Below are 20,449 nucleotides of genomic sequence, written 5' to 3'. Positions count from 1 at the left end.
TATCCGGGTTGTTGTGAATGGGAGAAGAGGTAAAAATGTCTGACGTTCTGCTAGACCGACCCGACCTCGAGGGGATCGGGACCTACGAATTCGGATGGGCGGACTCCGACGCCGCCGGCGCATCCGCCCGGCGAGGCATCTCGCCCGAGGTCGTCACCGACATTTCGAACCTGAAGAGCGAACCCGAATGGATGCTGCAGCGACGCCTGAAGGCCCTGCAGCTCTTCGAGCGCAAGCCCATGCCCACCTGGGGCGCGGACCTGTCGGAAATCGACTTCGACAACATCAAGTACTTCGTGCGGTCCACGGAGAAGCAGGCCCAGACCTGGGAAGACCTCCCCGAAGACATCAAGAACACCTACGAGAAGCTGGGCATCCCCGAGGCCGAGCGTTCGCGCCTCGTCTCGGGTGTCGCCGCCCAGTACGAGTCCGAAGTGGTCTACCACCAGATCAACGAGGACCTCGCCGCGCAGGGCGTCATCTTCATGGACACCGACACCGCGCTCAAGGAGCACCCGGAGTTCTTCGAGGAGTACTTCGGCACGGTCATCCCCTCCGGCGACAACAAGTTCGCCGCGCTGAACACCGCGGCCTGGTCCGGCGGATCGTTCGTCTACGTTCCGCCCGGCGTCCACGTCGAGATCCCGCTGCAGGCCTACTTCCGGATCAACACGGAGAACATGGGCCAGTTCGAACGCACGCTGATCATCGCCGACGAGGGCAGCTACGTGCACTACATCGAAGGCTGCACCGCGCCCATCTACACCTCGGATTCGCTGCACTCGGCCGTCGTGGAGATCATCGTGAAGAAGGACGCTCGCGTTCGGTACACGACGATCCAGAACTGGTCGAACAACGTCTACAACCTCGTCACCAAGCGCGCCACCGCTGCCGCCGGCGCCACCATGGAGTGGATCGACGGCAACATCGGCTCCAAGGTCACGATGAAGTACCCGTCGATCTACCTGATGGGGGAGCACGCCAAGGGCGAGACGCTCTCCGTCGCCTTCGCGGGCCCCGGCCAGCATCAGGATGCCGGCGCCAAGATGATCCACATGGCCCCGTACACGCAGTCCTCGATCGTGTCGAAGTCGGTCGCCCGCGGCGGTGGCCGCTCGGCCTACCGTGGCGAGGTGCGCGTCGACGCGAGTGCTCACCACTCGGCCAACACGGTGCGCTGCGACGCTCTCCTGGTGGACACGAAGTCCCGCTCCGACACCTACCCGGCCATCGACATCCGTGTCGACGACGTGCAGCTCGGCCACGAGGCCACCGTGTCCAAGGTCAGCGAAGAGCAGTTGTTCTACCTGATGAGCCGCGGAATGCCCGAAGACGAGGCCATGGCCATGATCGTCCGCGGCTTCATCGAACCCATCGCCAGGGAACTCCCGATGGAGTATGCCCTTGAACTCAACAAGCTCATTGAAATGGGCATGGAAGGATCCGTCGGCTAAATGTCCGCCGCCTCTGCACGAACTCAAGCCTCTACAAAACCAGCCCCCTCACCCGCACTGCCCACAGCTGAACAGCACGGAATCAAGGAACACTCGGACGGACGGTTCGGCTACGTGCCGGTCCAGACCCGCTCCGCTCGGTTCAAGAGCGTCAACGCGGCCGACTTCGCCGCCGTCACCGGCCGCGAGGCCGTCTGGAAGTACTCGCCGGTCGCCAGGTTCACCGACCTCACCGCCGGCGAGCTCGACGGGTCGACCTACGAGTACACCGTGACGGATGCCCCCGGCGTGACCGTCGACTGGGTGGGCCGCGACGACGCCCGGATCGGCACCGCCGGTCTACCGGAGGAACGTGCCTCGGCCAACGCCTGGACGACGTTCGAGCGAGCCCTCGCGATCACCGTCACCGGTGAGGACGAGAAGGAGATCACGCTCAGCCGCGCGAACCTCGGCTCGGCGCCGCGCGCCGCGCACACCATCATCGAGGCCAGGCCGTTCAGCCACGCCACCGTGATCCTGCAGAACAACGGTGATGCCCGGCTCTCTGAGAACGTCGAGATCATCCTCGGCGATTCGGCGAACCTCACCGTGATCACCGTGCAGGAGTGGAATGCCGACGCTGTCCAGCTGGCCAGCCACTTCGCGACCATCGGCCGCGACGCTCGCCTCAAGCACATCGTCGTCTCGCTCGGCGGGAGCATCGTTCGGGTCAACCCGGCCGTTCACCTGGCCGGGCCCGGTTCGGACACCGAGCTCCTCGGGCTGTACTTCGCCGATGCCGGGCAGCACCTCGAGCAGCAGGTCTACGTGGACCACATCGCGCCGCACACCCGCAGCCGGGTGACCTACAAGGGCGCCCTGCAGGGCGCCGGCGCGCGCACCGTATGGATCGGCGACGTGCTCATCGGCCCCGGCGCCAGCGGCACCGACAGCTACGAGCAGAACCGCAACCTCGTGCTCAGCGAAGGCACCCGTGCCGACTCCGTGCCGAACCTCGAGATCGAGACCGGCGACATCCTCGGTGCCGGTCACGCCAGCGCCACCGGGCGCTTCGACGACGAGCAGCTGTTCTACCTGCAGTCCCGCGGCATCACGGAGGACGAGGCCCGCCGCCTCGTCGTGCGCGGCTTCCTCAGCGAGGTCGTCCAGAAGATCGGATCCAGGCCGCTCGAAGATCGGCTGCACGCCGCGATCGAGGCCGAACTGGCCGTAACGGAGGTTCGCTGACCATGGCATCCACGAAGATCTGCGCCTTCGACGATCTCGAACCGAACCAGGCCGTCAAGGTCGACATCGACGGCATCCCCATCGCCGTCGTGCGCGACTCGGCCGGGGACGTCTTCGCGATCGGCGACACCTGCACCCACGGTGACATCTCCCTCTCGGAAGGCTTCGTCGAGGGCGAAACCATCGAATGCTGGGCGCACGGCTCCCTGTTCTCCCTGAAGACAGGCAAGGCGATCACCCTCCCGGCCTACGAGCCGGTCCCCGTCTACAAGGTCGAACTCGTTGACGGTTTCGTCTTCATCGACCCCGCCGTCATCCTGGCCGTCTAGCCACACCGACTTGTCGGCGGCAACGCCGGAAAACGAAAGAGATTGCGAATTCATGTCTGTACTTGAGATCAAAGACCTGCACGTCAGCGTCGAGACCGACCAGGGCACCACGCAGATCCTGCGCGGCGTCAACCTCACGATCAACGAGGGCGAGATCCACGCGATCATGGGCCCCAACGGGTCCGGGAAGTCCACCCTGGCCTACACGATCGCCGGTCACCCGAAGTATCACGTCGAGAGCGGCACGATCCAGCTCGACGGCGAAGACGTCCTGGCGATGACCGTCGACGCTCGCGCCCGCGCCGGCCTCTTCCTCGCGATGCAGTACCCGGTCGAGATCCCCGGGGTGTCGGTCACCAACTTCCTCCGCACCGCCAAGACGGCGATCGACGGCACGGCGCCTCCCATCCGCACCTGGATCAAGGATGTCCGCGAGTCGATGACCCGCCTGCGTATGGACAAGAGCTTCGCCGAGCGCAACGTCAACGAGGGCTTCTCCGGCGGCGAGAAGAAGCGCAACGAGATCCTCCAGCTCGAACTGCTCAAACCGAAGTTCGCCGTGCTCGACGAGACCGACTCCGGACTCGACGTCGACGCGCTGAAGATCGTGTCGGAGGGCGTGAACCGGGCCAAGGAGAACACCGGCCTGGGCATCCTGCTGATCACCCACTACACGCGGATCCTGCGCTACATCAAGCCGGACTTCGTGCACGTGTTCGTCAACGGCCGCATCGCCGAGCAGGGCGGCCCCGAGCTGGCCGACCGCCTCGAAGACGAGGGCTACGATCGCTATCTCGCCGAGTCGAACGTAAACTAGGGGTATGTCCTCCACATTGAGTCCCGCGCGCTTCGATGAAATCGAAGAGGCGCTCAAAGACGTCATGGACCCGGAGCTCGGCATCAACGTCGTCGATCTCGGGCTCATCTACGACCTCGGCTGGGACGACGAGAACGACGCGCTCATCATCCACATGACCCTGACTTCGGCCGGCTGCCCGCTGACCGACGTCCTCGAGGAACAGACCGCAGAGGCCCTGGACGGGGTCGTCGACCAGTTCCGGATCAACTGGGTCTGGATGCCGCCGTGGGGTCCCGAGAAGATCACCGACGACGGCCGCGACATGATGCGCGCCCTCGGCTTCTCGGTCTAGCCGGCTCACCCGCCCACCGCTCCTGGCGGCCCCGCTGCGTTCGCGCAGCGGGGCCGTTCCGCGTCCTGGACCGCGCACCGTCACGGACGAGACGCCGAGTGGAATGCAATTACAGCGAATAGAACGCTATTCTCAGTGTCATGTCCGCACCGTCAACTCCCGCGCAGATCCGCCGAACCCTGCAGGCCGTGGCCACGCGCACGGCGATCGTCGAAGCCGCGCACCGGCTGATGCTCGAACGCGGCTACGTCGCCACCTCGATCGGCGCCATCGCCGCAGAGGCCGGCGTCGCCGTCCAGACGATCTACAACTCGGTCGGCAGCAAGGCCGACCTGCTGTCCGCCGTGCTGGAGCTCGCCGGCGCCGGGCCGGAGTCCCCGGCGCTCGTGCCCGACCTGCTGCGCCGGCGCGTGGCCGCGGCCGTGAGCGCGCCGGAGATCATCCGGGTCCTGGCCGACTGGTTCGCCCTGATGCACGCGCGAACGTCGAGCGTGTTCCGGGTGATCGGCCAGGCCGCCGCCGTCGACCCGGACGTCGCGAAACTCGAGCTCCGGCGCGCCGCCGGGCGGCTGCACAACTACGGCGAGGCGGCATCCGCCCTCCGTGCCAGGCGGGGACTGCGGGCCGGGCTGAGCGACCACGAGGCGGCCGCCGCGATCTGGGCCATCGGCCATCCGCAGGTCTACCAGTCCTTCGTGAACGACCTCGGCTGGTCCGCCGAGGCCTACCGCGAATGGCTCGGGAAGACGCTGAAAGCCACCCTCTCCTAGCTGCCGGGTACGACCCGGTCCCGGCGAGCAAATATACTGGGTAGTTGGCCCGACTGGGCCGGTGACTTTCTACCCCCCTCTGAACGGACTATTGCTGTGCTGAACGTGCAAGATCTCGAGATCCGTGTGGGGGCGCGCGTGCTCATGGAGGACGTCAGCTTCCGTGTCTCCAACGGAGACAAGATCGGCCTCGTCGGTCGAAACGGTGCCGGCAAGACCACGCTGACCAAGACCCTGGCGGGGGAGACCCTGCCCACCAAGGGCAACATCGAACGGTCCGGCGAGATCGGCTACCTCCCGCAGGACCCGCGCTCCGGCGACCCGGAGATGCTCGCTCGCACGCGCATCCTCGACGCCCGCGGACTCGGCACCATCTCCCTCGGCATGCTCCAGTCCAGCCTTGACATGGCCAGCGACGACGAGTTGGTCAGCGCGGCCGCCATGCGCACGTACGGCACCCTGACCGACGAGTTCAACGCCTTGGGCGGCTACGCGGCCGAAGCGGAAGCCGCGTCGATCGCCAGCAACCTGAACCTGCCCGATCGCATCCTCGACCAGCAGCTCAAGACGCTCTCCGGCGGCCAGCGCCGCCGGATCGAGCTGGCGCGCATCCTGTTCTCCGCCGCCGAGACGATGATCCTCGACGAGCCCACCAACCACCTCGACGCGGACTCCGTCGTCTGGCTGCGCGAGTTCGTGAAGAACTACCGCGGCGGATGCATCATCATCAGCCACGACATCGAACTCGTCGGCGACACGGTGAACCGGGTGTTCTACCTCGATGCCAACCGCATGGCCATCGACATCTACAACATGAACTGGAAGAACTACCAGCGCCAGCGCGAGGCCGACGCCGAACGTCGCAAGAAGGAACGCGCAAACGCGGAGAAGAAGGCGTCGACCCTGCAGCTGCAGGCCGCCAAATTCGGCGCCAAGGCCAGCAAGGCGGCCTCCGCCCACCAGATGGTGGCCCGGGCCGAGAAGCTACTCTCCGGCCTCGACGCCGTGCGCGCCGTGGACCGGGTCGCCAAGCTGCGGTTCCCCGAGCCCGCCCCGTGCGGCCGCACCCCGCTGATGGCGACGAACCTGTCCAAGAGCTACGGCTCGCTGGAGATCTTCGCCGCCGTCGACCTCGCCATCGACCGCGGGTCGAAGGTCGTCATCCTCGGACTCAACGGTGCGGGCAAGACGACCCTGCTGCGCATGCTCGCCGGCGTCGACAAGCCCGACACCGGCCAGATCGAGCCCGGCCACGGCCTGCGCATCGGGTACTACGCCCAGGAGCACGAGACGATCGACGTCAAGCGCAGCGTGCTCGAGAACATGGTCTCCTCCTCACCCAGCATCACCGAGATGGAGGCCCGCAAGGTCCTCGGCTCGTTCCTTTTCACCGGTGACGACTCGCACAAGGCCGCCGGTGTTCTCTCCGGCGGCGAGAAGACCCGGCTCGCGCTGGCCATGATCGTCGTCTCGGGCGCGAACGTGCTGCTCCTCGACGAGCCCACCAACAACCTCGACCCGGCCAGCCGCGCCGAGATCCTCGACGCGCTGGCCAACTACGCCGGCGCGGTCGTGCTGGTCAGCCACGACGAGGGCGCCGTCGAGTCCCTGAACCCCGAGCGGGTGCTGATCATGCCCGATGGCGTCGAGGACCACTGGAACAAGGACTACCTGGACCTGATCACCCTCGCCTAGGCGCACCGGCCGGCCGCGGTGCGTGCCGGCCGGTGCTCGTTCCTTCTGCGCGTGGTGCTCGTCGGTTCAGTTCTTGCCGTCGAGGAGCGCGTCCTCGATCTCACCATCGCCACGCGGCCTGGCCGCCTCGCGACGGGCGCGCGTCTTCGCGCGTTCGCGCTCGGCCGGGTCGTCGATGTTGACGGCCCGGAACTCCTTGCGGGCGGCCCAGCCCAGCCCGAGGAAGCCGAGAAGGGCGAAGACGAACCACTGCAGGGCGTAGGACAGGTGTGGACCCTCGTCCCGGATCGGGCGCACCACCGCGGTCGGGCGATCGGCGGCGGGTGGATCCTCGGAGTCCAGCAGCCCGTACGCTCCGGTGTAGGTGGGCGCGTCCAGCCGATGCGCGACGTCGTCGAGGTTGATCGTGGCGATCTGGTTGCCGCTGGCCGTGCGCCCGGCCAGGGTCGGCTCGCCGGCCTTGAGCCGGGCGACGACCGTGACCCGCCCGGAGGGAGGGAACGGCACGGCGTCGGGGGCATCCTGGTTCTGCCCGGTCGGCAGCCAGCCACGGTTGACCACGAAGACGGTCCCGTCGTCCTGCCGGAGCGGCGTGAGCACCTCGAAGCCCGGGTTGATGTTCAGCGGGCGGTTGCGGACCAGCAGCTGGTCTCCGACGAGATAGGTGCCCGTGACGGTCACCGGAAGCCACTTCTGAGCCTCCGCGAACGAGTCCAGGCCAGGCAGGGCATCGGCCAGGGGCACGGGCGAGGAATCGTAGTTCGCGTCAATCTTGGCGATCTCCGCCAGCGCCTCGGCCCGGCGGGCGAACTGCCAGACACCCAGTCCCGAGGACACGAGCGCGAAGACGATCGTCAGCGCCAGGTAGCCGGCCCAGCGACGGCTGAGCAGGAAGGACCAGCCGTTCACTCCGCACCCGCCTCCGGCCGCGTGGCGACGGTCAACGCTTCGACCGTGAGCGGGAAGTCGCGGGCGGCCAGGAACTCCCGCAGGTAGTCGACGTGTTCGTCGCAGGCGAGCCAGGTCTTCACCCGGTCGGCGGCGTGGATGCGCGGGTTCCGCCAGTCCAGGCGCCAGGTCGCGCCGGACCGGCAGCCGGCCCTGGAGCAGCTGGTCTGCTCCAGGGGCGCGCCGAGACCGATCATCTGCCGTCCTCGGGGTGGTCGCGTCTGAACTTCTCGACCCCGCCGGGGCGGAGCACCTGGGAGCCCCGCGGGTCGGCGTGGACGTTGGCGATGACGACGGCGATGTAGGGGAGCACGATCGCGCCGGCGGCGCACACCAGCAACCACCAGCCCTGCACGAAGAACATCAGGACGATGCAGACGATCCGGATGCCCATGGTGATCGAGTACTTGACCATGCGGCTGCGCCGCTCCTCCTCGGGCGAGAGGGGGAGCGAGGTTATCGACTGCTGTTTCATGGGATGCCATCGCTTCCGGCCAGAGAACGTTCTGCCCTTCCAAGCCTACGTCTCGCAGGGCGGAGGCGGTGACGCTCTAAGCTGAAACCCCCGGTGCGCGGCCGTTCATCCGCCCGGCAGGAGATTGGATCACCGCATGACGACGGCTCGAACTGTACTGGTCACCGGAGGAAACCGGGGAATCGGATTCGCCATCGCCGAGGAATTCCTCGCGCAGGGCCACCGCGTGGCCGTGACCGCCCGCTCGGGCAGCGGACCGGAGGGGAGCCTCACCGTGCGCGCCGACGTGACCGACTCCGCGTCGATCGACAGCGCCTTCAGCGAAATCGAGGCGGCGCTCGGGCCGGTGGAAGTGGTCGTCGCGAACGCCGGCATCACCCGGGACACGCTGCTCCTGCGCATGTCCGATGACGACTTCACCTCGGTCATCGACACGAACCTCAGCGGAGCCTTCCGCGTCGTCAAGCGCGCTTCGAAGGGCATGCTCAAGGCCCGGTTCGGCCGGATCGTGCTCATCTCCAGCGTGGTCGGCCTGTACGGCTCGGCCGGACAGGTCAACTACGCCGCGTCGAAGAGCGGCCTGATCGGCCTCGCCCGCTCGATCACCCGCGAGCTCGGCGCCCGCGGCATCACGGCCAACGTCGTCGCCCCCGGCTTCATCGAGACGGACATGACCGCCGAACTGCCCGAGGCACAGCAGGCCGAGTACAAGCGCAACATCCCCGCCGGCCGGTTCGCTACCCCGACCGAGGTGGCCCGAGTCGTCACCTGGCTCGCCGGCGACGACTCCTCCTACATCTCCGGAGCAGTCATCCCCGTCGACGGCGGCCTCGGAATGGGCCACTAGCCACCGCGAAACCGCAGTTGTGCGCGCTAAAACGCGCGCATAACGCGCACAACTGCGGGTTCGCGGGGGTGGGTGAGGGGTAGGACGGGTTCGCGGGTCAGCCGCGCAGGCCGAGCACGGGGAGGACCTGGCTGAGGTCGCACACATCGATCACGACGTCGGCCCCGGCCTTCACCAGCGGCTTCGCGTTGAAGGCGATCGACAGCCCGGCCTGGTCCATCATCCGCAGGTCGTTGGCCCCGTCACCCACGGCGACGGTCCGGGCCAGGGCGATGCCGTCGGCGGCCGCCCACTCGCGCAGGGCGGCGGCCTTCGCCTCGGCGTCGATGATCGGGCCGACGAGGCCGCCGGTGAGCCGGCCGTCCGACACCTCCAGCCGGTTGGCGCGCCAGTGGTCAAGGGCGAGCAGGCCGGCCAGCGGGTCGAGCAGTTCGTGGAACCCGCCGGAGACCACGCCGACCCGGCTGCCGTGCGCATGCAGGCCGGCGATCAGCTCGTGCACGCCCGGGGTCGGGCGGATGAGCCGGCCGACGTCCGCGAAGACGCTGGTCGGCAGCCCCGCGAGGGTCTTCACCCGCTCGACCAGGCTCTCCGCGAAGTCGAGCTCCCCGCGCATCGCGCGCTCGGTGACCGCCTGCACCTCGGGGCGGGAGCCCGCAGCGTCCGCGAGCAGCTCGATGACTTCGTCCTCGATCAGGGTGGAGTCAGCGTCGAGAACGACCAGGAACCGTGTCACGGGTGAACGTGCACGCCCTTGCCGACAACGGTGATCCCCGAGTCGGTCACGCTGAATCCGCGGGCCAGGTCGCGGTCACGGTCCACGCCCACGCTCGCGCCGGCCTCGACGATCACTTCCTTGTCGAGGATCGCCCGGCGAACGATTGCGCCGGGCTTGATCTGCACGCGTTCGAAGACGATCGAGTCGACCACCTCGGCGCCGGAGTCGACAGCCGCCCACGGGCCCAGCACGCTGCGTTCGATGTGGGCGCCGGAGATGACGCTGCCGAGCGACACGATCGAGTCGATCATTGTTCCGAGCGCGCCGCGCGAATCGCGGACGAACTTGGCCGGCGGGGAGTTGAGTTGCTGGCTGAAGATCGGCCACTGCTGGTTGTACAGGTTGAACACGGGCAGGGCGGAGATGAGGTCCTGGTGGGCCTCGAAGAACGAATCGATCGTGCCGACATCGCGCCAGTAGTCGCGGTCGCGGGCGGTCGACCCGGGCACGTCGTTGAGCTTGAGGTCGTAGACGCCGGCCTCGCCGCGGGAGACGAAGTCGGGAATGATGTCCCCGCCCATGTCGTGGCTCGAGTCGGTCTTCTCGCCGTCGCGCAGCACCGCTTCGATCAGCGCATCCGTGTTGAAGACGTAGTTGCCCATCGAGGCGAAGACCTCCTCGGGGTTGTCGGCCAGGCCGACGGCATCCTTCGGCTTCTCACGGAAGTCCTTGATCCGGTCGGGGCTGGCCGCGTCGACCTCGATCACGCCGAACTGGTCGGCCAGGCCGATCGGCTGGCGGATGGCGGCGACCGTGGCCTGGGCGCCGGATGCGATGTGCGCCGCGATCATCTGGCTGAAGTCCATCCGGTAGACGTGGTCGGCTCCGACGACGACGACGATGTCGGGCTTCTCATCGTGGATGAGGTTGAGGCTCTGCAGGATCGCGTCGGCGGATCCGCTGAACCACCGCTTGCCGAGGCGCTGCTGGGCGGGAACCGAGGCGATGTACGAGTTGAACAGGCCGCCGGTCACGTGCCAGGTCTGCGAGACGTGGCGGTCCAGGCTGTGCGACTTGTACTGCGTCAACACGACGATCTGGGTGAGCCCGGAGTTGATCAGGTTGGACAGGGCGAAGTCGATCAAGCGGTAGTGGCCGCCGAAAGGTACGGCGGGCTTGGCACGGTCCTCGGTCAGGGGCATGAGCCGCTTTCCTTCTCCGCCGGCGAGAACGATTCCAAAGATCTTCTTCTTCGACTCCATGGTTCCCACAGTAGGGGCATCCGCTCGCCTCGACCACCCGGACTGTGGTGTGTGACGCTCGGCGCTGCGCTAGTTTTACTCCATGCGAGTCGATCTGCTGACCAAGGAATACCCGCCCGAAATCTATGGGGGAGCGGGTGTGCACGTGGCCGAGCTCGTCCGAGCGCTCCGTCACGACATCGACGTCGTGGTGCGCTGCTTCGGCGGCGACCGTGACGCCCCCTCGACACACGCGTACGGCGTTCCGGCGGAGCTCGCCGACGCGAACGCGACCCTCGCCACGCTCGGGGTCGACCTGAGGATGGCCCAGGACGTGCAGGGCGCGGATCTCGTGCACTCCCACACCTGGTACGCGAATGGGGCCGGGCACATCGCCAAGCTCCTCCACGGCGTCCCGCACGTCGTCACGGCGCACAGCCTGGAGCCGCTCCGGCCGTGGAAGGCCGAGCAGCTCGGCGGCGGCTACCGAGTGTCGAGCTGGATCGAGAAGACCGCGTTCGAAGCAGCGGATGCCGTGATCGCCGTCAGCGACGGCATGCGCCGGGACATCCTCCGCAGCTACCCGGCCCTCGACGCCTCAAGGGTGCAGGTCGTCTACAACGGCATCGACCTCGAACGCTGGAAGCCGACCACCGACCACGACACCGTTCGGGCGCTCGGCATCGACCCCGATCGGCCCTCCGTCGTGTTCGTGGGGCGGATCACCCGCCAGAAGGGCCTGCCCTACCTCCTGCGGGCGGCCGCGGCGCTGCCGGAGGACGTTCAGCTGGTGCTCTGCGCGGGAGCTCCGGACACCGCGGGCATCATGGCGGAGGTCACCGCGGGGGTGCGCGCGCTCCAGGAGCAGCGCTCCGGCGTGGTCTGGATCGACCGGCTGCTGCCGCAGCACGAGTTGTCGGCCGTGCTCACGGCCGGAACCGTCTTCGTCTGCCCCTCCGTCTACGAACCGCTCGGCATCGTCAACCTCGAGGCGATGGCCTGCGGACTGCCGGTCGTGGGGACCGCCACCGGCGGGATCCCGGAGGTCGTGGCCGACGGCGAGACGGGCCGGCTGGTCCCGATCGACCAGGCAACCGACGGCACCGGCACCCCGCTCGACCCCGATCTCTTCGTCGCCGACCTCGCCCGGATCCTCATCGAGGTGCTGAGCGACCCGGTTCGCGCCGCGGAAATGGGCCGGGCCGGACGTCTCCGGGCGGAGCGGGAGTTCAGCTGGGACACGATCGCCGTCCGCACCAGGGAGATCTACGCGTCCCTGCTCTAGCCGGACCCCCGGCTGGGCGCGCGGCCGGTGCGCGACGTGCCCGCACTGGGTCCGCGAGTCCCACCGCGGCGGATAACATGGAGCCATGGTCAACGTTCTTCAGCTCACCGACGTGTCCGTTGTCCGGGGTGGCACTGCCATCCTCGACTCAGTGAACTGGAGCGTTGAGGACGACCAGCGCTGGGTCATCCTGGGCCCGAACGGCGCAGGCAAGACCACGCTGCTGCAGATGGCCGCAGCCATGATGCATCCGTCCAGCGGCAAGGTCGAGGTGCTCGAAGAGCCCCTCGGCGGCACCGACCTGTTCGAGCTCCGCCCGCGGATCGGGTTCGCGTCGACCGCCATGGCACGCAAGATCCCCGCGACCGAGCGGGTCATCGACGTCGTGATGACCGCCGCGTACTCGGTCACCGGACGGTGGAACGAAGAGTACGAGTCGATTGACGAACGTCGGGCCCAGCGTGTGCTCGCCGAATGGAAGCTCGACCACCTGGCCGAACGCAAGTTCGGCACGCTCAGCGACGGTGAGCAGAAGCGGGTGCAGATCGCCCGGTCCGTGATGACCGACCCGGAGATGCTCCTCCTCGACGAACCGGCGGCCAGCCTCGACCTCGGCGCCCGCGAGGAGCTGCTGCATCTGCTCAGCGGATACGCCAGCGCGCCGGATGCCCCGGCCATCATCATGGTGACCCACCACGTCGAGGAGATTCCGCGCGGTTTCACCCACGTGCTGCTGATTGCGGGCGGAGCCATCGTGGGCGCCGGCCCCCTCGCCGAGGCGCTCACCGCCGAGGCGCTCAGCACGACGTTCGGCCTCAGCATCGACCTCACCGAGAACCACGGCCGATACGCGGCGCGCGCGGTCTGACCCCTGGACTCCACCGCGGCCGGTTTCTGCTAAACTCGGTAGCTGGCCCGTGAGGCCAGGCTACTTTTTCGCCCTCACCGGCGATACGGCACTTTTCATCTCCACCATTCGTGATCATTCGAACAGCAACAAGGAAGTCTTTATGAAGTCTGACATTCACCCCCAGTACGCTCCCGTGGTCTTCCGCGACCTCGCGTCGGGTGCGACGTTCCTTACCCGTTCGACGACTTCCAGCTCGAAGACGATCGAGTGGGAAGACGGCACCACCTACCCGGTGATCGACGTCGAAATCTCCTCCGAGTCGCACCCGTTCTACACGGGCAAGCAGCGCATCATGGACTCGGCCGGACGCGTCGAGAAGTTCAACACCCGTTACAAGGGCTTCGGCAAATAAGACTGCCATGAAAGAAAGGGCGATCGGCTTCTGCCGGTCGCCCTTTCTCATGCCCGGAGGAGCCGCGGACGCGTCTGGTGCGGCGGAAGTCGCCAACCTCGAGCCGGGGCACCGCGCGGTGCCCGGCACGAGGTGCGGGTCAGCGTTCCGGTCAGCGTTCCGGCCAGCCGCCGGCAGCGACGAACTGCGGGTCACGTTCGCGGCGCATGTAGTCCTGGAAGCTCTCGGCCTGCTGCTTGCACCAGCCCACCTGCAGGTCGTGCAGCCCCGCGGCCGTGCTGGGCAGGGCGTTCGAGTGGGCCTTCGCGATGGCCTGGGCCACGCGGCCGGCGGCGATCGCGTCCGCGCCGGAGTCGTGCGCGTCTTCCAGCAGCACGCCGTAGAACGCGCTCGTCACCTCGAGGGTGCGCTTGCCCTTGCGATACCGGTCGACGGCCTTGTCGATGACCAGCGGATCGACGACGGGGGACGGCGACAGGAGCGGCGCCACGTCGTGGCGGAGCGACTCCCGGTTGAGTAGGGTGAGGTCGTAGGGGGCGTTGTACGCGACCAGGGGGAGCCCGCGGGCCAGGTGTGCGCGCAGGGCCGCGACGATCTCGGCGACGCCGGCGGCGGCATCCTGTCCGTTCTCGACCGCGTGCGCGGTGGTGATGCCATGCACATTCGTGGCCTGGATCGGGATCTCGACGCCCGGGTCGAGGAGCCAGTCGATTCGTTCCTGGACGACGCCGTCAGCGTCGAGCACGGCCACGGTCGCCGAAACGATTCGACTCGTCTCCACGTCGATGCCGGTGGTCTCGAGGTCGAACACGGCCAGGGTGTCGCTCCAGTTGCTCATGGGGCAAGCCTAGGGCCGACCACCGTCAGTGCCCGGCCAGCCACTCCTCGAACGTCACCGTGCCGGCCCGATGGTCCGGCGCCAGGTTCAGTCCCGCCCGGAAGAACCTGCCGAGCTGCCCGGGCAACGGCACCGGGATCACCGGCCCGCGCCGGCCGCGAGCCTTCTGCCAAAGGGCGGCGAGTTCCCCGGTGGTGTGTGCCAACGGGCCGCCGATGACCATCGTGCGTTCCGGCGCGGCCGCGGGGTCAAGCGCCTGGTCGACGAGAACGACGGCCACGTCCTCGACGGCGATCGGCTGGAACCGCACTCGGCGGATCGCGGTCGCCAGGCCGAACGGCGCCAGGTGGCAGAAGGTGGCGACGAAGTCGTGGAACTGGGTGGCGCGCACCACCCGGGCGCTGAGGCCCGCGCCGAGGTACAGCCGCTCCTGCTCCGCCTTGGCCCGGTAATAGCCGAAGCTGCTGCGGTCGACGTTGACGATCGAGAGCACGACCGCGCGTTCCACACCGGCGGCCGCGGCGGCCTCCGTGAGCCGGCGGGCGCCGTCGGTCAGGGTCGGCCGGTCGGCCCGGCCGAAACCGTTCGTGGTGTCGATGAGCGCCCGCGCACCCGTGAGCGCCTCGCGCAGCCCCGCGCCGGTGCGGATGTCGCCGGCCCGGTACTCGGCGCCGGTGATCCGGCCCTGCGCGTCGGGGCCCGGCGGCCGGCGGCTGAGCACCCGCACCCGAAGGCCCCGGGCCACGGCGGCGGCGACGACGGCGCGGCCGGCCAGGCCCGTCCCGCCGACGACCAGCAGGTCGGCCTCAGCCACGGTACTCAGCCACCGGCTCAGCCATCGTCGGCCGCTACCCGCAGTGCAGCCAGTAGAAGCTCTGGGCGCCGAGCGTCAGGGTCAGGGAACCGTCATCGTCGAAGCTCGGGAAGACCGAACCGCCGAAGATGTCGTACAGCCGGGTGCCGGCCAGCTCCGCGTCGTCGATCTTGAAGGACACCGGGTTGTGAGCGAAGCTGAAGACGCAGAGCACCGTCTCGGCCTGGTCGCCCATCCGCGTGCCCGAGCCCTCGTATTCGCGGGTGAACGCCAGCACGGACTCGTGGTTGGTGGCGAGCACCCGGATCGCGCCGAGGCCGAAGGTCGGGTGCGCCTTCCGCACGTGGATGACGTTGCGGATCCAGTGCAGCAGCGAATTGGACTGCGCCAGGTGCGACTCGACGTTCGTCTGGGTGAAGTTGTAGACGAGCGACTGGATGACGGGCAGGTAGAGCTTCCCCGGGTCGGCGTCGGAGAAACCGGCGTTGCGGTCGGGGGTCCACTGCATGGGCGTGCGCGAACTGTCGCGGTCGGGCAGCCAGATGTTGTCGCCCATCCCGATCTCGTCGCCGTAGTAGAGGAACGGGCTGCCGGGCAGCGCGAAGAGCAGCGCGTGGGCCAGCTCCAACTCCGCCCGTGAGTTGTCGAGCAGCGGAGCGAGCCGGCGGCGGATACCGATGTTCGCGCGCATCCGGGGGTCGTAGGCGTACCAGCCGTACATCGCCTGGCGGTATTCCTCGCTGACCATTTCCAGGGTGAGTTCGTCGTGGTTGCGGAGGAACACGCCCCAGCCGGCGCCGTCCGGGATGTCCGTCGTCTCGGAGAGCACCCGCACGAGCTCGTCGGCCTGCTGCGAGCGCAGGGAATAGAAGATGCGGGGCATGACCGGGAAGTCGAAGGCCATGTGGCACTCCGGCTCTTCCTCGGTGCCGAAGAACGCCGCGACCTCGCGAGGCCACTGGTTCGCCTCGGCGATCATGATGCGGCCGGGGTAGTCGCGGTCGACGACGGCTCGCAGCCGCTTGATGAACTCGTGCGTGGGCGGCTCGCCCTCGCCGTTGCCATCCTCCGACTCGTACAGGTAAGGGATCGCGTCGAGGCGGAACCCGTCGACACCCAGGTCGAGCCAGAACCGCACCACATCGAAAATGGCGTCGTGCACGGCGGGGTTCTCGAAGTTGAGGTCCGGCTGGTGCGAGAAGAAGCGGTGGAAGAAGAACTGCCGGCGCACGGGGTCGAACGCCCAGTTCGACTCCTCGGTGTCGGTGAAGATGATCCGGATGTTCGGGTACTTCTCGTCGGTGTCGCTCCAGACGTAGAAGTCACCGTAGGGGCCGTCCGGGTGTTCCCTGGACTGCTGGAACCAATCGTGCTGGTCCGAGGTGTGGTTCAGCGGGAGGTCGATGATGATGCGCATGTTGCGCTCGTGCGCCTTGGTGACGAGTTCCTTGAACTCGTCCAGCGTGCCGAACTCGGGCAGGATCGAGCGGTAGTCGGCAACGTCGTAGCCGCCGTCCTTGAGGGGCGAGGTGAAGAACGGCGGGATCCAGAGCGCGTCGATGCCCAGCCACTGCAGGTAGTCCAGTTTCGAGATCAGCCCGGACAGGTCGCCGGCCCCGTCGGCGTTGCTGTCAACGAAGGAGCGCACCATCACCTCGTAGAACACCGAGCGTCGATACCAACGCGGATCGAGGGTGAGACCGGGAAGCTGGATAGGTGCAGTGAAGCTCACGGAGTTCCTTCCGGCCCGCGTCAGGGGCTGTGTGGCCGTCTTGATGTGCGGGGGGAGTCGTGGGGTGCAGAGGGGACGTCACGAGTCTAGGTCGAGCGACACGGCATCTGTCCAGTTCGGCGACACACTGCCGCCTAAACTTGGGCTGATGATCGTTCCTTCGCCCTATGACGAGTCCCTCGCCCGGATTCCCACGCGCTCGCACACGCTGTCTGTGCTCGGGAGCCGGACCCGGTACTGGGAGTACGGCGACCCCGCCGCGCCGACGACGATCCTGATGGTGCACGGCTTCCGCGGCGACCACCACGGCCTGGAACCCGTCGTCGCCCAGCTCTCCGGTTTCCGGATAATCTCACCCGACCTGCCCGGGTTCGGCGAGTCCGAGCCCCTGCACGGCCTCCGGCACGACATCGCCGGCTACGCGCGGTGGCTCCGGGACTTCCTCGGCGCCCTGGCGCCCACCGGCCGCATCGTCATCCTCGGCCACTCCTTCGGCTCGATCGTCGCGGCGGCGGCACTGGCCGACGGCCTGCCCGCCGACGACGTCGTGCTGGTGAACCCGATCGCGTCGCCGGCGTTGTCCGGGCCGCGCGGCATCCTGACCCGGCTGGCCGTGTTCTATTACTGGGCGGCGGCCCGGCTGCCGGAGCGGCTCGGTTTCGCCCTGCTGCGCAACCGGATGATCGTCCGGGTGATGAGCGTCACCATGGCCAAGACGCAGAGCCGCGAACTGCGCCGCTGGATCCACGACCAGCACGACCGGTTCTTCTCCGCATTCGCGGACCGCCGGGTCGTGCTCGAGGCGTTCACGGCATCGGTGAGCAGCGACGTGAGCGAGTTCGCCGCGAAGATCCCCGAGCGCACGCTGCTGATCGCGGCCGAGAAGGACGACATCACCCCCGTCGCGGCCCAGCACCGGCTGCAGAAACTGTTCCCGGAGGCGACCCTGCACGTCATCCCGAACGTCGGCCACCTCATCCACTACGAAATGCCCGCCGAGGCCGCCGAGGAACTGCGCAGCTTCCTGTCCGAGGTGAAGCCCGCATGAGGATCGCCTTCGACTGCCGCTACACCCGCCTCGACCGCCACGACGGGATCAGCCGCTACAGCGCCGGCCTCGTCGCCGAGCTCGCGAAACTGCATCCGGTCACGATGCTGATCAGCGACCACCGCCAGCTGGCCATGCTGCCGGACCTGCCCTGGCAGCTGGTCAGCTCACCGACGAGCATCCGGGAGCCGTTCGTCGCGCTCACCGTCAACGGCCTCAGCCCGGATGTGGTGTTCAGCCCGATGCAGACGATGGGCTCGTGGGGCCGCAAGTACCGGCTGCTGCTCACGGTCCACGACCTGATCTACTACCGCAACCGCACGCCACCGCGTGAGTTCGCCTGGCCGATCCGGCTGCTCTGGCGCCTGTACCACCTGTCCTGGTGGCCGCAACGGATGCTGCTCAACCGCGCCGACGGCGTGGTGACGGTATCCGAAACGACCAGGGCCCTCATCGCCGAGCACAGGCTGACCGACCGTCCCGTCACCGTGATTCCGAACGCCGCGGATGCGGTGCCCGGGCCGCCCGTGGACCGCACCGCACCCGAGACGGGGCGCCTGGTCTACATGGGCTCGTTCATGCCGTACAAGAACGTGGACACCCTGGTGCGGGCCGTCGCCGGCCTGCCGGGACACGAGCTGCACCTGATGAGCCGGGTGACCCCGGAGGAGCGCGCCCGCCTGTCGGCGCTCGCCCCGCAGGCCGCGCTCGTCTTCCACGACGGCGCGAGCGACGAGGAGTACTACGCGGTGCTCCGTTCGGCCACAGCCCTGGTCACGGCGTCGCTCGACGAGGGCTTCGGGATTCCGCTGGTCGAGGCGATGAGCCTGGGCATCCCGGTCGTCGCCAGCGACATCCCGATCTTCCGGGAAATCGGCGGCGATGCGGCGCTCTACTTCGACCCGGGCAGCCCCGACGCGCTGGTCGGTGCCGTGCGGCAGCTGGACCGTCCGGGGGAGTGGACCGCCCGGTCGAAGGAGTCCGCCCGGCAGGCGGCCAGGTTCACCTGGCGCGAGTCCGCCCGGAAACTGCTCGAGGCTCTCGAGGACACGCCGGCCAGGACCCGCGGCTAGGTTCCGGGCCCCGGTCAGCGCGTGTGGCCCCGGTCAGCGGATGACGGGGAAGATCTCGTCCAGCGAGCGGACCGTGGCGTCGAAGTGTTCGAGCACGAGCTCACCGTCCTGCCAGATGAAGTCGTGCACGGAACCGTTGGCGATGAGTTCGTCGTGCCGGGGGCGTTGCCCGCCGCTCGTGTGGCGGATCAACGTGCCGATGATGCCGCCGTGGCTGACCGCGAGCACGGACTTGCCTGGATGCGCCGCGGCGACCCGGGCGAGCGAGGGCAGTACCCGGTCGAGCACGTCCTGGCGGGACTCGAGGCCGGGAACAGGGACGCCGTCGGGGAACCGCGCCTGCCGCTCCGCGAAAGTGAGGCCCTCGATCTCGCCGTGGTGGCGCTCGGTGAGTTCGCTCACGATCTCCGGGCTCGGCAGGTCCAGCTCGCCGGCGATGATCCGGGCGGTCTCGTGCGCCCGCATCAGGGGGCTGGCCACGACCACGTCCCAGCGCCGCTCCCGCAGGCGGACGCCCGCCTCGGCCGCCTGGGCGCGGCCGACGGAATTGAGCGGGATGTCCGTGCTGCCCTGGATGCGGCGGTGCAGGTTCCACTCGGTCTGGCCGTGGCGCACGATCGAAATCCGGGTCATGGTCGGGAAGCCGTCCTTGCTGTCGGTGGTCACGGTCGACCCTTCAGTCGGCGAGACGCGCCGCCAGTCCGGCGAGCGTCTCGGAAGTGCCGGCCTCCAGCTTAACAAGCGCGCGGCCGTCGCCCTTGGTGACGCCGCGGTTGATCACCACGATGGGGAGTTTGCGCCGCCGGGCCTGCTCGAGCAACCGGATGCCCGAGTTCACGGCCAGGGACGAACCCGCCACGATCAGGGCGTCGGCGGCCTGGACGAGGGCGGAGGCCTCGGTGAACTTCTCGGTGGGCACGAGTTCGCCGAAGAACACCACATTGGGTTTGAGCATCCCGCCGCAGACGGTGCAGGCCGGCACGGAGAATCCGTCGATGTCGTGTACCTCCGCGTCGCCGTCCGGGTTGATGCTCACAGCCTCCGCGGAGCCGAGCGAGGGGTTGGCCGCTTCGAGCCGCGACGCGACGCTGTCGCGGCCGAACGCCTGGCCGCAGGACAGGCAGACGACCCGGTCCATCGACCCGTGCAGGTCCACGACGTGGCGCGACCCTGCCCGGGTGTGCAGGCCGTCGACGTTCTGGGTGATGACGCCCGAGATGATCCCGCTCGCCTCGAGCCGCACGAGCGAATGGTGGCCCAGGTTCGGTTCGGCCGCCCGGAAGCGACGCCAGCCGAGGTGGCTGCCGGCCCAGTAGCGCTTGCGCGCCGCCTCATCGCCGACGAAGGTCTGGAAGGTCATCGGGGAGCGCTTGGGCGCGCCGTTCCCGCGGTAGTCGGGGATGCCGGAATCCGTGCTCAGGCCGGCGCCGGTGAGCACCGCCACGACGCGTCCGCGCAGGATCTCGGACACGGCGTCGAGCGCCTCCTCGGCCACAGCCGCGGCCTGCAGGGTCTCGATGCTCATAGTGCTCCATCCTCGCC

At 68.3% G+C, this 20,449-nt stretch carries 23 protein-coding genes; 13 read left to right on the top strand and 10 right to left on the bottom strand.

Going from position 1 to position 20,449, the window contains the following annotated elements; translation table 11 throughout:
• The first annotated feature begins 35 nt into the window (after positions 1-35).
• The 7 genes from sufB (at position 36) to E3O23_RS11945 (ending at position 6,626) form a co-directional block, all read left to right on the top strand.
• Positions 36-1,454 carry a Fe-S cluster assembly protein SufB gene (gene sufB / locus E3O23_RS11975; RefSeq protein ID WP_134491303.1) on the top strand — a complete coding sequence of 473 codons (1,419 nt, stop codon included), beginning with the start codon at positions 36-38 and terminating at the stop codon, positions 1,452-1,454.
• Positions 1,455-2,681 carry a Fe-S cluster assembly protein SufD gene (sufD, locus tag E3O23_RS11970; protein ID WP_134491301.1) on the top strand — a complete coding sequence of 409 codons (1,227 nt, stop codon included), beginning with the start codon at positions 1,455-1,457 and terminating at the stop codon, positions 2,679-2,681.
• A 2-nt stretch (positions 2,682-2,683) separates the two neighbouring features.
• Positions 2,684-3,010, top strand: a complete 327-nt coding sequence (locus E3O23_RS11965) for a non-heme iron oxygenase ferredoxin subunit (RefSeq protein WP_134491299.1) — start codon at positions 2,684-2,686, stop codon at positions 3,008-3,010.
• Positions 3,011-3,062: 52 nt separating this feature from the next.
• The gene (gene sufC / locus E3O23_RS11960) at positions 3,063-3,827 is read left to right on the top strand and encodes a Fe-S cluster assembly ATPase SufC (protein ID WP_134491297.1); all 765 of its coding nucleotides are present in this window, start codon (positions 3,063-3,065) and stop codon (positions 3,825-3,827) included.
• A 4-nt stretch (positions 3,828-3,831) separates the two neighbouring features.
• Positions 3,832-4,161, top strand: coding sequence for a metal-sulfur cluster assembly factor (locus tag E3O23_RS11955; protein WP_092321968.1), 330 nt, complete (start codon positions 3,832-3,834; stop codon positions 4,159-4,161).
• Positions 4,162-4,301: 140 nt separating this feature from the next.
• Positions 4,302-4,931, top strand: coding sequence for a TetR/AcrR family transcriptional regulator (locus tag E3O23_RS11950; protein ID WP_134491295.1), 630 nt, complete (start codon positions 4,302-4,304; stop codon positions 4,929-4,931).
• Between the two features lie 96 nt (positions 4,932-5,027).
• The gene (locus E3O23_RS11945; protein ID WP_134491293.1) at positions 5,028-6,626 is read left to right on the top strand and encodes an ABC-F family ATP-binding cassette domain-containing protein; all 1,599 of its coding nucleotides are present in this window, start codon (positions 5,028-5,030) and stop codon (positions 6,624-6,626) included.
• 66 nt (positions 6,627-6,692) lie between these two features.
• Here the strand turns inward: E3O23_RS11945 and E3O23_RS11940 are convergent, their stop codons facing one another.
• The 3 genes from E3O23_RS11940 to E3O23_RS11930 are packed head-to-tail and all read right to left on the bottom strand — an operon-like array spanning position 6,693 to position 8,049.
• Positions 6,693-7,535, bottom strand: a complete 843-nt coding sequence (locus E3O23_RS11940) for an SURF1 family cytochrome oxidase biogenesis protein (protein ID WP_134491291.1) — start codon at positions 7,533-7,535, stop codon at positions 6,693-6,695.
• Positions 7,532-7,771, bottom strand: coding sequence for a hypothetical protein (locus E3O23_RS11935; RefSeq protein WP_134491289.1), 240 nt, complete (start codon positions 7,769-7,771; stop codon positions 7,532-7,534). The genes E3O23_RS11940 and E3O23_RS11935 overlap by 4 nt, the downstream gene beginning before the upstream one ends.
• Positions 7,768-8,049: a DUF3099 domain-containing protein gene (locus E3O23_RS11930; protein WP_134491287.1), complete on the bottom strand. Its 282-nt coding sequence runs from the start codon at positions 8,047-8,049 to the stop codon at positions 7,768-7,770. Before E3O23_RS11930 ends, E3O23_RS11935 begins: the two co-directional genes overlap by 4 nt.
• Positions 8,050-8,185: 136 nt before the next feature.
• Here E3O23_RS11930 and E3O23_RS11925 point away from each other — a divergent pair, with 136 nt between their 5' ends.
• Complete coding sequence (locus E3O23_RS11925) at positions 8,186-8,896, top strand: beta-ketoacyl-ACP reductase (protein ID WP_134491285.1); 711 nt, start codon at positions 8,186-8,188, stop codon at positions 8,894-8,896.
• A 97-nt stretch (positions 8,897-8,993) separates the two neighbouring features.
• On the opposite strand, the gene serB is transcribed toward E3O23_RS11925, so the two are convergent.
• The gene (serB, locus tag E3O23_RS11920; protein ID WP_134491283.1) at positions 8,994-9,632 is read right to left on the bottom strand and encodes a phosphoserine phosphatase SerB; all 639 of its coding nucleotides are present in this window, start codon (positions 9,630-9,632) and stop codon (positions 8,994-8,996) included.
• Entirely contained in the window at positions 9,629-10,876 is a 1,248-nt protein-coding gene (locus E3O23_RS11915) for a glucose-1-phosphate adenylyltransferase (protein WP_134491281.1), read from the bottom strand. The genes serB and E3O23_RS11915 overlap by 4 nt, the downstream gene beginning before the upstream one ends.
• An 82-nt stretch (positions 10,877-10,958) precedes the next feature.
• On the opposite strand from E3O23_RS11915, the gene glgA reads away from it, so the two are divergent.
• From glgA to E3O23_RS11900, 3 genes are all read left to right on the top strand, one after another.
• Complete coding sequence (gene glgA / locus E3O23_RS11910) at positions 10,959-12,140, top strand: glycogen synthase (protein ID WP_134491279.1); 1,182 nt, start codon at positions 10,959-10,961, stop codon at positions 12,138-12,140.
• A gap of 85 nt (positions 12,141-12,225) precedes the next feature.
• On the top strand, positions 12,226-13,008 hold the full coding sequence (locus E3O23_RS11905) for an ABC transporter ATP-binding protein (RefSeq protein WP_134491277.1): 783 nt from the start codon (positions 12,226-12,228) through the stop codon (positions 13,006-13,008).
• A 142-nt stretch (positions 13,009-13,150) separates the two neighbouring features.
• The gene (locus E3O23_RS11900) at positions 13,151-13,402 is read left to right on the top strand and encodes a type B 50S ribosomal protein L31 (protein WP_092321955.1); all 252 of its coding nucleotides are present in this window, start codon (positions 13,151-13,153) and stop codon (positions 13,400-13,402) included.
• Positions 13,403-13,553: 151 nt separating this feature from the next.
• On the opposite strand, the gene E3O23_RS11895 is transcribed toward E3O23_RS11900, so the two are convergent.
• From E3O23_RS11895 to treS, 3 genes are read right to left on the bottom strand one after another with little or no spacing between them, the layout of a single operon-like run.
• A complete protein-coding gene (locus tag E3O23_RS11895; protein WP_134491275.1) occupies positions 13,554-14,240 on the bottom strand; it encodes a 3'-5' exonuclease in 687 nt (228 codons plus the stop codon).
• Between the two features lie 25 nt (positions 14,241-14,265).
• Positions 14,266-15,054, bottom strand: a complete 789-nt coding sequence (locus tag E3O23_RS11890) for an SDR family oxidoreductase (protein WP_134491273.1) — start codon at positions 15,052-15,054, stop codon at positions 14,266-14,268.
• Between the two features lie 34 nt (positions 15,055-15,088).
• On the bottom strand, positions 15,089-16,786 hold the full coding sequence (gene treS / locus E3O23_RS11885; protein ID WP_134491271.1) for a maltose alpha-D-glucosyltransferase: 1,698 nt from the start codon (positions 16,784-16,786) through the stop codon (positions 15,089-15,091).
• Between the two features lie 148 nt (positions 16,787-16,934).
• Here treS and E3O23_RS11880 point away from each other — a divergent pair, with 148 nt between their 5' ends.
• A complete protein-coding gene (locus E3O23_RS11880) occupies positions 16,935-17,834 on the top strand; it encodes an alpha/beta fold hydrolase (protein WP_134491269.1) in 900 nt (299 codons plus the stop codon).
• Positions 17,831-18,907, top strand: coding sequence for a glycosyltransferase family 4 protein (locus E3O23_RS11875; RefSeq protein WP_134491267.1), 1,077 nt, complete (start codon positions 17,831-17,833; stop codon positions 18,905-18,907). The genes E3O23_RS11880 and E3O23_RS11875 overlap by 4 nt, the downstream gene beginning before the upstream one ends.
• 33 nt (positions 18,908-18,940) lie before the next feature.
• On the opposite strand, the gene E3O23_RS11870 is transcribed toward E3O23_RS11875, so the two are convergent.
• Both E3O23_RS11870 and E3O23_RS11865 read right to left on the bottom strand, forming a co-directional pair.
• Positions 18,941-19,573, bottom strand: coding sequence for a histidine phosphatase family protein (locus E3O23_RS11870; protein WP_241983457.1), 633 nt, complete (start codon positions 19,571-19,573; stop codon positions 18,941-18,943).
• A 10-nt stretch (positions 19,574-19,583) separates the two neighbouring features.
• A complete protein-coding gene (locus E3O23_RS11865) occupies positions 19,584-20,432 on the bottom strand; it encodes an NAD-dependent protein deacetylase (RefSeq protein WP_134491265.1) in 849 nt (282 codons plus the stop codon).
• Between the last annotated feature and the right edge of the window lie 17 nt (positions 20,433-20,449).

The organism is Cryobacterium tagatosivorans, from assembly GCF_004402215.1.
GTDB lineage: Bacteria > Actinomycetota > Actinomycetes > Actinomycetales > Microbacteriaceae > Cryobacterium > Cryobacterium tagatosivorans.
This window is presented reverse-complemented; position numbering and strand designations above follow the sequence as displayed.